General features: G+C 68.1%; 11 protein-coding genes and 1 pseudogene. 7 read left to right on the forward strand and 5 right to left on the reverse strand.

The genetic code is table 11. The features are described 5' to 3' along the window. Positions 1 to 38: 38 nt before the first annotated feature. The 3 genes from AC5RV3_RS12120 to AC5RV3_RS12130 all read left to right on the forward strand — a co-directional run bounded on the left by AC5RV3_RS12120 (position 39) and on the right by AC5RV3_RS12130 (position 1,874). A complete protein-coding gene (locus AC5RV3_RS12120) occupies positions 39 to 524 on the forward strand; it encodes an inorganic diphosphatase (protein ID WP_493988459.1) in 486 nt (161 codons plus the stop codon). Between the two features lie 197 nt (positions 525 to 721). Further along, a complete protein-coding gene (locus AC5RV3_RS12125; protein ID WP_494122329.1) occupies positions 722 to 1,348 on the forward strand; it encodes a hypothetical protein in 627 nt (208 codons plus the stop codon). A 100-nt stretch (positions 1,349 to 1,448) separates the two neighbouring features. Continuing rightward, on the forward strand, positions 1,449 to 1,874 hold the full coding sequence (locus AC5RV3_RS12130) for a DUF1761 domain-containing protein (RefSeq protein WP_494122330.1): 426 nt from the start codon (positions 1,449 to 1,451) through the stop codon (positions 1,872 to 1,874). Positions 1,875 to 1,944: 70 nt separating this feature from the next. Here the strand turns inward: AC5RV3_RS12130 and AC5RV3_RS12135 are convergent, their stop codons facing one another. Beyond that, a complete protein-coding gene (locus AC5RV3_RS12135) occupies positions 1,945 to 2,853 on the reverse strand; it encodes an HAD family hydrolase (protein WP_494122331.1) in 909 nt (302 codons plus the stop codon). 125 nt (positions 2,854 to 2,978) lie between these two features. Beyond that, entirely contained in the window at positions 2,979 to 4,268 is a 1,290-nt protein-coding gene (serS, locus tag AC5RV3_RS12140; protein ID WP_494110985.1) for a serine--tRNA ligase, read from the reverse strand. A 98-nt stretch (positions 4,269 to 4,366) separates the two neighbouring features. Between serS and AC5RV3_RS12145 the strand changes: the two genes are divergently transcribed. Then, positions 4,367 to 5,494, forward strand: coding sequence for a diacylglycerol/lipid kinase family protein (locus AC5RV3_RS12145; RefSeq protein ID WP_494122332.1), 1,128 nt, complete (start codon positions 4,367 to 4,369; stop codon positions 5,492 to 5,494). 14 nt (positions 5,495 to 5,508) lie between these two features. On the opposite strand, the gene AC5RV3_RS12150 is transcribed toward AC5RV3_RS12145, so the two are convergent. The 3 genes and pseudogenes from AC5RV3_RS12150 to AC5RV3_RS12160 form a co-directional block, all read right to left on the reverse strand. Next, the gene (locus AC5RV3_RS12150; protein ID WP_494110983.1) at positions 5,509 to 5,838 is read right to left on the reverse strand and encodes a hypothetical protein; all 330 of its coding nucleotides are present in this window, start codon (positions 5,836 to 5,838) and stop codon (positions 5,509 to 5,511) included. An 80-nt stretch (positions 5,839 to 5,918) separates the two neighbouring features. Further along, positions 5,919 to 6,844, reverse strand: a pseudogene (gene pheA, locus AC5RV3_RS12155) (prephenate dehydratase). Beyond that, entirely contained in the window at positions 6,844 to 7,170 is a 327-nt protein-coding gene (locus tag AC5RV3_RS12160; protein WP_494110981.1) for a rhodanese-like domain-containing protein, read from the reverse strand. The pseudogene pheA and the gene AC5RV3_RS12160 overlap by 1 nt, the downstream one beginning before the upstream one ends. A gap of 131 nt (positions 7,171 to 7,301) precedes the next feature. On the opposite strand from AC5RV3_RS12160, the gene AC5RV3_RS12165 reads away from it, so the two are divergent. The 3 genes from AC5RV3_RS12165 to AC5RV3_RS12175 all read left to right on the forward strand — a co-directional run bounded on the left by AC5RV3_RS12165 (position 7,302) and on the right by AC5RV3_RS12175 (position 11,146). Next, entirely contained in the window at positions 7,302 to 8,045 is a 744-nt protein-coding gene (locus tag AC5RV3_RS12165; RefSeq protein ID WP_494122333.1) for a Type 1 glutamine amidotransferase-like domain-containing protein, read from the forward strand. A 121-nt stretch (positions 8,046 to 8,166) separates the two neighbouring features. Continuing rightward, positions 8,167 to 9,549, forward strand: a complete 1,383-nt coding sequence (locus tag AC5RV3_RS12170) for an amidase (RefSeq protein WP_494122334.1) — start codon at positions 8,167 to 8,169, stop codon at positions 9,547 to 9,549. Positions 9,550 to 9,652: 103 nt separating this feature from the next. After that, positions 9,653 to 11,146, forward strand: a complete 1,494-nt coding sequence (locus tag AC5RV3_RS12175; RefSeq protein ID WP_494122335.1) for a peptide MFS transporter — start codon at positions 9,653 to 9,655, stop codon at positions 11,144 to 11,146. Positions 11,147 to 11,254 lie beyond the last annotated feature (108 nt).

Genomic DNA, 11,254 nt, shown 5'->3' on the forward strand with positions numbered 1-11,254 from the left:
CGAAGCGAAAATTCTGAACGCCTCCAAGGAGCGAAGCCATGCAGCATGACGTCACCATCGAGATCCCCAAGGGTTCGCGGGTCAAGTACGAGATCGATCATGAGACCCACCGCCTCCGCCTGGACCGGGTGCTGTTCACTTCCATGCAGTACCCCACCCACTACGGCTTTTTCGAGGAAACGCTGGGCGAAGACGGCGATCCGCTGGACGCGATGGTCATGCTGCAGGACTATGACCTGCTGCCGGGTGTCGTGGTCGAATCCCGCCCGATTGCCGTCTTCAACATGACCGACGACGGCGGCGGCGACGCCAAGGTGCTGTGCGTTCCGGCCGACAAGCGCTTCGACCACATCCAGGAGCTTTCCGACGTGCCGGAGTTCCTGGTCAAGGAAATCGAGCACTTCTTCACCCGCTACAAGGACCTGGAGCCGGGCAAGTGGGTCAAGGCCGAGGGCTGGGCGGACCGGGCCGCCGCCGAGGCGGAACTGGAAGCCTCCATCCGGCGCTTCGCAGACCAGGGTTAAGGCCCCGGCGCGGCGGTCCGCAGGGCGGGCACGCCGGGCCGGAACTGAACCTCGCCGGAAACCGGCGGGAACAACGGCTGCGGCCCGGACCCTCCCAGGTCCGGGCCGCTTTTGCATGCACCGGAGCTACCGGCGGCAGGACACACCAGCCAACCGGAATCGGTTGTTCCTGCCCGGACGGGCGCAATACTGGTGCCATGTACGTGCTCACCATCAACCAGCGCGATTCCCGCGAGGTGGGCGACCTGGTGCCCGAATTGATCAGGTCGCTGCGCCACCTGCCCGCGGCGATCCCCTTCCAGCGGTCCGTCGGCGACGAAGCGATCGGCGCGGTCGAGCAGCCGTCCACGGCCATCGACGCCGCCCTGATCGCGCTGCGCAGCCGGCGCTGGCATGTGGGAATCGGAGTGGGTGGACTGCGGCCGCCGCTTCCGCAGGACGTCAAGGACGCCGAGGGGCTGGGCCTGGTCTACGCACGCCGCGCGGTGAACCGTGCACAGAAAACCGGCGAGCGCGTTCCGCTGGCCGTGTCCGGCCCCGATGCGGAGGCCGCGGCGGAAGCAGAAGCCGTGCTGCGGCTCATCGGCCGGCTTGTCGCCACCCGCACCGACGCGGAGTGGAAGGTGCTGGACCTGATGACGGCGGGGGCGCGCGGCCAGCAGAAGTACATTGCCGAAGAACTGGGCATCACCAGCCAGGCCGTGAGCAAGGCGGTGGTCCGCTCGCACTGGGTGGAGGAGTGGGCCTGCCGCCCGGCAGCCGCCCGGCTGCTAAACCTTGTCCACGGACCCGCCGCCCTGCCCGCCGTCGCGCCGCCCGGCTGACTCGCCCCGTTCGTTACGGTAACAACGGCCGCGGCGCCTAGACTCCTAGGGAGACGGCGCCCGCCTCCGTCAGTGGTACAACGACAAGAGGAGTGTTCATATGGTTCCGGAGATCAACATCTGGGCGGTCATCGTGGCTACCCTTTCGACCCTGATCGTCGGATCTGTCTGGTACATGCCGAAGGTCTTCGGCAACTACTGGATGAGGGCCGCCAACGTCAGCCCCGGTGAAGGCAAAGACGCCGTACGCCCGATCATCATCACGGTGGTCGTCAGCCTGATCAGCGCGTGGGTGCTGGCGGGTTCGGCGGCCATTGCGCAGGATTTCTACGGCGGCAACTTCCTGTGGAACACGGTGCTGACCGCCATCATCCTCTGGGCCGGCTTCACCGCCGCCCGCTTCGCAACGCACGATGCCTTCGAAGGCCGGCCCGTTGGGCTGACCGTGCTGAACATCGTGCACGAACTCGTGACCTTCCTGGTCATGGCACTGGTCATCGGCCTCTTCGGCATCAGCGGAGCCTGAGGACCGCCGCCGGACCGCCAGGCAGCCGTCGGGAACCGGTGTGCCCGGGTGGTGCAACCCGGGAATCTCCTCAGTCCAGCAGGCTGCGCAGCACGGCTGCCGCCCCGTCTTCCTCCACGGTTCCCGTGACCTCGCGGGCGGCGGCCACGACCTCCTCGGGCGCCTGTCCCATGGCTACGCCGCGGGCGGCCCAGTCCAGCATTTCGATGTCGTTGCGGCCGTCGCCCATCGCGACGGTATGCGACGGCTCGACGTCCAGCTTCCGGCGCAGGGATTCCAGCGCACTGGCTTTGGTCACGCCGTTGGCCGCGATGTCCAGCCACGCGGTCCAGCCCACCGAGTACGTCACTCCCTTGAGCCCTGCGGTGTCGATGGCCTCCTTGAACTCCTCGGGAGTGTTTTCGGCGCTGGAAACCACCACGCGCACGGCCGTGGAGTCCAGCAGCGTCTCAAAGTCGACGCCCATGGCCTCGATCCCAAAGCTGGCGTCCTGGAAGCGCTCCGTGGCCAGGAAATTGCCCTCTTCGTCCTCGAGCGCAAACTTGGCAGTCGGCAGCTTGGACCGCATCACCCGCAAGGCCGGTCCGGGGTTGAACGTCACCCGGTCGATCACCTCGTAGCCGTCCTCCAGCGAGGTATCGATCCGGAGGGTGACACCGCCGTTGGAGCAAACGGCATACCCCTTGGTGACGCCGATCAGCTCGATGATCGGCAGCGTTGCGTTCAGGGACCGCCCGGTGGAGACGACCACCTCATGGCCGGCGTCGACGACGGCGCGCGCCGCTTCGCGCACGGCATCGCTCATGTGACCGTCGTGGTTGACCAACGTGCCGTCCACGTCCAGCGCCACCAGCTTGCGGGACCCGTTTTCCACGAAGTTGTGGCGCCTGGCCGCGTTCTTCTTATCGTTTGTCATATCTTCTGTAGCAATCCGCTGGTCCTCGGTGCCAGCGTTAGCCTTATCAGCTGTAGTTGTCATGTCCCTAGTCAAACATGGGCGGCATACACCCGGGTAGGAAATTTTCTACTGGCGAATGAAGTGCCGGTGAACGCCCTCCGGCCCCAACGGCACCCACATGCCGGCCGGCGGCGCGGAACGGCGCGCTAGGAGAGCACCGGCAGGACCTCCATGCCGCCCAGGTAGGGCCTCAGTGCGGCAGGTACGTTCACGGAGCCGTCAGCGTTCTGGTGGTGCTCGAGGATGGCAACGATCCAGCGCGTGGTGGCCAGGGTTCCGTTCAGGGTGGCCACTGCCCTCGTGCCCTTCTTTTCGCCGTCCGCCGACGCCTGGCGTTCGCGGATGTTCAACCGGCGGGCCTGGAAGGTGGTGCAGTTGGAGGTGGACGTCAACTCCCGGTAGGCCTGCTGGGTGGGCACCCAGGCCTCGCAGTCGAACTTGCGGGCCGCGCTCATGCCGAGGTCTCCCGCGGCGGTGTCGATCACCCGGTAGGGCAGTTCCACCTTTGCCAGCATTTCTTCTTCCCAGGCGAGCAGGCGGGCGTGTTCCTCGGCGGCCTCCTCAACCTGGCAGTAGATGAACATTTCCAGTTTGTTGAACTGGTGCACGCGGATGATGCCCCGGGTGTCCTTGCCGGCGGCGCCGGCCTCGCGCCGGTAGCAGGAGCTCCAGCCGGCGTACCGCGTCGGTCCGCCGGACAGGTCCAGGATTTCGTCGGCGTGGTAGCCCGCGAGTGCCACCTCCGAAGTGCCCGTCAGGTACAGGTTGTCCCGCTCCAGGCGGTAGATCTCGTCGTCGTGCTCCACATCGAAGCCGGTCCCCTGCATGGTTTCGGGCCGGACCAGGGTGGGGGTGATCATGGGGATGAAGCCGTTGGACACGGCCTGGTCCAGCGCCATGTTCATCAGGGCAATCTCCAGCCGGGCACCCACGCCCTTCAGGAAGTAGAAGCGGGAGCCCGAGACCTTGGCCCCGCGTTCCATGTCGATGGCGCCGATCAGCTCTCCGATGGCCAGGTGGTCCTTCGGCTCGAACCCGTCACGGGCGAAGTCCCGGGGCTCGCCGACTGTCTTGACCACGGTGAAGTCATCCTCGCCGCCGGCCGGAACACCGTCTTCGATCCGGTTGGGAATGCTGCGCAGCAGCGCTTCCTGCTGGTTCCGGGCGGCGTCGGACGCGGCCTGGGCTTCCTTGACCGATGCTGCCAACTCCTTCACCTGCGCCAGGAGCTCTGCCTTCTCCTCGCCCTTGGCCTGGGCCACCTTCTTGCCGAAGAGATTCTGTTCGGCGCGCAGCCCCTCGTAGCGGTTGATCGCTTCCCGGCGGGCGGTGTCGGCGGCGATCACGGCGTCGACCACCGACTCGTCAGTGCCCCGGGCGCGCTGGGAGGCACGGAAAATCTCTGGATTGGCGCGGAGTTCGTTTACATCGATCACCTGCTAAGGGTACCGAAAAAGGCTTTCCGGCCTCGATCCGCGGCCTCCGCCGCCGATCGGGGCCTCCAATGTGCCAAACCGGCGGGGCTGGATAGTCTATGACCAACATGACTGCCGAATGGATGCCCGCCCTCATCATCGTTCCGGCGGTGGCCGCCCTGGTGGCGGGATGGCCGGGCCTCCGCCGCATGTTCGGGTCCCGCCCGAAAGCGGTGCCTGCCGCTCCTGTCCCGTCCCCGGACCTGCCGGACCAGCGCGTGGTATTCATCCTGAACCCGGTCAAGAACGCGGCCGCCGAGGCGCGACGGGAGGTGGAAGCAGCCTGCGCAGCGGCCGGTTGGAGCCCGCCCCTGGTGCTGGAAACCACGCCCGAGGACCCGGGGCACGGGCAAGCCAAGCGGGCCTTCGCAGAGCGTGCCGACGTGGTGATCGCCGGCGGCGGAGACGGCACGATCCGGGTGGTTGCCTCGGAGTTGGCCGGCACCCAGGTGCCGATGGGCGTGCTGCCGCTGGGCACCGGGAACCTGCTGGCCCGCAACCTGGGTCTCGAGCCGAGTGCCCTGCGGGCCAACATCCATGTGGCCCTGCACGGGGTCATCCGCAAGATCGACACCGCCGACATCACCTTGGAGAACGAGGCAACCGGCGAACGGTCGCAGGACAGCTTCCTGGTGATCGCCGGCATCGGCGTGGATGCGGACGTCTTGGCCGACACCCGTGACGACCTGAAACGCCGGTTCGGCTGGATGGCCTATTCGGAGGCCGGCGTCCGCCACCTTGCCGGCCAGCGGGAGCGCGTCATGGTCAGCATCGACGATGGGCCGGCCCAACCCCGTCGGGTCCGCAGCATCCTGCTGGCCAACTGCGGGAAGCTGCCGGCGGGCATCGATTTCATCCCCACCGCGGAGATCGACGACGGCGAACTGGACATCGTGGTGCTCAGTCCGCGCAGCGCGATCGGCTGGTTGTGGATTGCCGCAAAGACCCTGGTGCGGCACAGCGCGCCGATTCCGGTGATCGAGTACCACCGTGGACGGAAGGTCCGCATCACCGCGCACGAGCCGATGGGAAGCCAGCTCGACGGCGATCCGTCCGGGCCGGTCACGTCGCTGACCGTTCAGGTCAGGCCGCGGTCGCTAGCGGTGCGCACCGAGTCGGTCCCCTCCGCCGGCAGCGACCGGGCGGCGGCCTGGAACCGGCGGCCGCCCGGGGCGCTGCAGCGTTGACGTATGGTCAGCGTTTACGTGTCGTCGCCACCGGCGTTGAGCGGGTCGTCGCTGGCGTCGGCCCGGTCCGTGTTGTGTAGTTCCTCGCCCGGAACGTCGATGGGCTGTTCGTCTGCTTCGAGCACCGGAACATCTGCATCCGGCTGCTGCAGGTCTTCGTCCCGGGGAATCGGGAATTCGCCGGCCGCCTGCTGGTCGATCAGCTGCTGCTCCTCGGCGAAGCGCAGGTCATTGCCCTGGTCCCCGAGGTCGCCCGCGCGGTTTTCGCTCGGGGTCTGGTTGAGTGCCTCCACCGGGGTCGGCTCCCCGTCCTGGTACTGGTCCCTGTCGTTCTGCTGCGTCATGGTGCTCCGATCTTTGGTCGCAGGTGCGATTTTCCTCAGCATACTGACCATAACCGCGGGCCGACAGCCCGGCGAGGCCGTCAACGGGCCAACAGCAGGTCCTGCACCCATAGGTCGGCCTTCCGGAAGGCCTCGTCCTGGTTGCGGCGCGGAACCGTCAGTCCGCGCCGGTCGGCGCGCGGGTAGGAGCCCAAAAACCGGATGCCCGGGCTGAGCCGGTGCAGCCCGCGGACGGCGTCGGCCACCCGCTCCTCGGCCAAGTGGCCTTCGGCGTCGAGGCTGAAGAAATAATCCCCCAAAAACTGGCCGGTAGGGCGGGACTCAATCCGGCTCAGGTTCACGCCCCGGCTGGAGAACTGTTCCAGGATTGCCCCCAGCGCCCCCGGATGATCCTGCGGCAGCGGGACCACCAGCGTGGTCTTGTCGGCGCCGGTCGGCGCGGGCAGGGCACCGGGCCGGCTCACCAGAATGAACCGGGTGACGGCGTCCGGAATGTCGCCGATATCCTCGGCAAGCACCTGCAGGCCGCGCTGCCGGGCCACGAGCGGCGAGCAGATCGCCGCATCGTAGCCGGCCGCAGGCTCCAGCAGTCCCACCGCTGCCGCGGCCGTCGAGGAGGCGGGAAGGTATTCCGCCTGAGGAATGTTCGCTGAGGACCAGGTGCGGCATTGCGCCCAGGCATGCGGATGGGTGGACACCACCGCGACGTCCCCCCCTCGATGCCGGGCCGGACGGCCAGCACAAACCGGATGGGGACCAGTTCCTCCCCGATGATCCGCAGCGGCTCGCCGCCCGCGATGGCATCCAGCGTGGCGCTGACGCCACCCTCGACCGAGTTTTCGATCGGAACCATGGCCGCGCCGGCTTCGCCCGCGCGAACGGCGTCCACGGCGGCCTCGACACTCGCGGACGGAATCCGGCGCGCGTCAGCCGCCCCGGGAACCTGGAGGAGGGCAGCTTCGGTGAACGTTCCCTCCGGCCCCAGGAAGGTATAGACGCCTGCCATTACTGGACCCGGGGCTCCTGCCCGTTCTCCGAGACGATCGGCTTGCCGGCGTCCAGCCAGGCACCCATCCCGCCGTCGACGTTCACTGCGGAGTATCCGTTGCCGATCAGCCATTCGGTGGCCCGGAAGGACCGACCGCCGCTGCGGCACACCACATGCAGGTCCACGTCGGGGTCCAGCTCCTCCAGGCGCAGGGGCAGCTCGTTAAGCGGAATGTGCACGGCGCCTGCAATATGTCCGGCTTCCCATTCGTAGTCTTCGCGCACGTCCAGAATGGTGGCGTCGCCGCCGACGCTGTTGACATCCACGTTCTCTACATCGCTCATGGCAACCTCCGTTATCCGCGGCAGGCCGTTCCGCCGCTGGTCAATTCCTGCTCCGGGCGTACCCGCGATTTGCCCCCTTTCCAAGCCTATAGTGGGATCGTCCGCCGCACCTTAATGAGACAGGGGCACCCATGGCCGCAGACCAGCCGACCATCCTCGCGACTTCCGGCGGAATCAAGGCCGGCGTTCGCAGCCGGATCGCGTTCCACCACCTGGTGCACTACGCCGTCGAACTGGCGGGGCCCACCGGGCGGGCACCCCGGCTGGTCCACCTGGGCACCGCCGGGGGCGACCAGCGCTGGTTCCAAGCCGAGCTGGACGAGGCGGCCAGGGGGGCCGGCTACGGCCTGAGCCATCTGAACCTGTTCACCATGCCCAATGTGCCGGACATCGAGGAGCATCTGCTGGGCCAGGACGTGGTGTGGGTAGGCGGCGGCTCGGTGGCAAACCTGCTGGCCGTCTGGCGGGTCCACGGGCTGGAGGATATTTTCAGACGGGTCTGGCAGGCCGGCGTGGTCCTGGCCGGGGTCTCCGCCGGCTCCATCTGCTGGTTCCGCGGCGGCACCACCGACTCCTTCGGCCCCGAGCTGCGGCCGGTCACGAACGGGCTGGCACTGCTGCCCTACGACAACGGCGTCCATTACGACTCGGAACCGCAGCGCCGGCCGCTGGTGCACCGGCTCGTGGCGGACGGCATCTTGGGCGAAACGCATTGCACCGACGACGGCGTCGGGCTGGTCTACCGCGGCACAAAACTGGCTGAGGCGGTCAGCGAGACCGACGGGAAACTGGCCTACCGCGTGACAGCCCAGGCCGGCGACGGGCCCGATGCCGTCGCGGTGGAGGAACCCATCGAAGCCAGGTTCCTCGGCTGACCGGGCGGGCGGGAACAGCGGGGCGGCAGCCACCGGCGGACACTGGCAGGGCGAGACACCGGCGCGCCGATGGGTGGCGGGGATTAGCCCCCACCGCCGGGCAGGGCTACGCTTACGGGCGATGACTGCTTTGCATGACTTGACGGCTGTCGCCCAGCGCGACGCCGTGGCCCGCGGCGAACTGTCCGCCCGCGAACTGACGGAGCATTACCTCCAACGCATCGACGCCCTGAATCCAAGGCTCGGCGCCTTCATCACCGTCACGGCCGACCAGGCGCTCAAACAGGCACGCGCCGCGGACGACCACCAGGCACGCGGCGGGCCTTTGGGCCGGCTGCACGGCCTGCCGGTGGCTTTCAAGGACCTCACGGATGTGGCCGGCGTTCCGACCACGCACGGCAGCGCGGCTATGGAGCACCGGCCGGCATTGGCCAACCACCCCTTGGTGGACGTACTCGAATCCGCCGGCGTCATCAGCCTGGGCAAGACGCAGGTCCCCGAGTTCGGCCTGACCTCCTACAGCGAGAACCGTGTGGCGCCGCCGGCCCGCAACCCGCTGGACCCCGCGCTGAGTCCGGGCGGTTCTTCCGGCGGAAGCGCCGCTGCCGTGGCCGCCGGCATGCTTCCCTTCGCCCCCGGCTCCGACGGCGGCGGCTCGATCCGTATCCCGGCGGCCGCCACCGGGCTGGTGGGGTTGAAACCGGGACGCGGCCGGCTCCCGGCCGGCACCACCGGAGACGACGCCGGCCGGCTGGTGGTGGCCGGGCCCCTGGCCCGCACGGCGGCGGATGCCGGGCTGCTGATGGACGCCATGGCGGACGAGCCGCGGGCCCGCGCGGCCTTCCCGGGGGAACCCGGCTTCCTGGCTGCCGCGCTACGCGCCGAAGGGCGTTTCCGGATCGGCGTCAGCACCGACTCTCCGTTCGAGTCCGCCTATCCCCTGTCGCTGGAGCCGGAGGCACGGGAGGCGTTGGACACGGCGGTGGAGCTGCTGCTGGGGCTGGGCCACGCGCTCGAGGAATCGGAGATCCGCTATGACAACCGCTACCCGGAGGCGTTTGCCACGGTGTGGACCTCCGGACTGAACCGGCTGGAGCTGCCGTCCGGCCGCGAACCGCAGCTCATGCCGCTCACCCGCGCCTTCCGGCGCCGGGCCCTGAAGCGCAGGCCGGAGGCGTTGCCGGAAGCCTTGGCCTCGCTGGCGCGTTTCCAGGACGACACCCGGGCACAGTTCGGCCGGTACGACCTGGTTCTGACGCCGGCGCTGGCCCAGACCCCCCGGCCGGTGGGCTGGTACACCTCCAACAGCGCGGACGTTGACTACATGCGGCAGTGCCAGTACTCGCCGTACACCTCGCTGGTCAACGTGTGCGGGCTGCCCGCCATCGCGGTGCCCGTCAGCACCACCGAGGAGGGCCTGTCCATGGGCGTCCAGCTGATCGGCAAGCCCGGCTCGGAGGCGGTGCTGCTGGCCGCCGCTGCTCAACTGGAGACCGCGCAATGAATCCTTGAACCCCCGCCTGACCTGCTGATATGCATTAACACGCAGCCCCGTCCCGGGCGCAGAATATGACAATACATGTAGCGGACTGTCACAATAGAACACCGTGAGCAATACCGTGCAGTCCGGGAACCCGCAGCCGGAAACAACAAAACAGTCCACTCAGACCGGCAAAACCTTCTTCGGGCATCCACGGATGCTGGCGAATCTTTTCTCCGTAGAACTCTGGGAGCGTTTCTCCTTCTACGGCATGCAGGGCATCCTGCTTTACTACATGTACTACTCGGTCGCCGAGGGCGGCCTCGGGATCGACGAAGGCATTGCCACCGGCCTGGTGGGCGCCTACGGCGGCGGCGTGTACCTCTCCTCGATCCTCGGCGCATGGGTGGCCGACCGCATCCTGGGTTCCGAGAAGGTCCTCTTCTACACCGGCATCATGGTCATGCTGGGCCACATCGCGCTGGCCCTGATCCCGGGCGGCGTGGGGCTGGCCATCGGCCTGATCCTGGTGGCCATCGGCTCCGGCGGCCTCAAGGCCACCGCCAGCTCGCTGGTCGGCTCGCTCTACAGCCTGAAGGACGACCGCCGCGACGCCGGCTTCTCCATCTTCTACATGGGCGTGAACATCGGCGGCCTCTTCGGCCCGCTGCTCACCGGCCTGGCCCAGGTGCAGCTCGGTTTCCACTACGGCTTCGGCCTGGCAGCGCTGGGCATGGCAATCGGCCTCACCCAGTACGCCCTGACCCGCAAGAACCTGCCCGAGGCCGCGCACCATGTGGCCAACCCGCTGCCGCGCGGCAACTACGGCAAGGTCGCCGCCGTGGCCGTGGCCGCCGTCGTCGTCATGGTGCTGCTGGTGGCCTTCGGCTTTGTGACCGCCTCAAACCTGGCCCCGATCATGGCCTGGCTGGCGATCATCGCCGCCGTGGCGTACTTCGTGGTGATCCTCTCCAGCAAGCAGGTCGACGCCGTGGAGCGCAAGCGCGTCTACGCCTTCATCCCGCTGTTCATCGCCTCCGCCGCGTTCTGGGCGCTGTTCCAGCAGCAGTTCACCGTGGTGGCCCTGTACGCGGACAAGCAGCTGGACCGCACGCTGGGCGGCTGGGAGATGCCGGCCAGCTGGGTGCAGTCCATCAACCCGGTGTTCATCATCATCTTCGCCGGCATCTTCGCTGCCCTGTGGACCAAGCTCGGCCCCAAGCAGCCCAGCTCGCCGCTGAAGTTCGCCCTGGGCCTGGTCGTGATGGGCCTGGCGTTCCTGGCGTTCATCCCGCTCACCGGCGGCGGCGCCAACTCCACCCCGCTGCTGGCCATGGTCGGCATCCTGTTCCTGTTCACCATGGCGGAGCTGTTCCTCTCCCCGACCGGCTCCTCGGTCTCCACCAAGCTGGCGCCGAAGGCCTTCCAGACCCAGATGGTGGCACTGTTCCTGCTCTCCATCTCGCTGGGCACCACGCTGGCGGGCATCCTGGCCGGCTACTACGACCCGGCCAACGAAGCCCCGTACTTCGGCTTCATCGGCGTGACAGCGATCATCCTCGGCGCCGGCCTGGCTGCGGCCGTGCCGTCCCTGAAGAAGCTGATGGGCGGCATCCGCTAGGACCGGCCTCCATAACGACGGCGATGCCCGGGCGGGGATTCAATCCCGCCCGGGGCTCGCCGGCGGGTTGGGGGGTTTGGGCGGGTCTACAGGCCGCGGGGGCTGGCG

The organism is Arthrobacter sp. Y3221114, assembly GCF_059092625.1.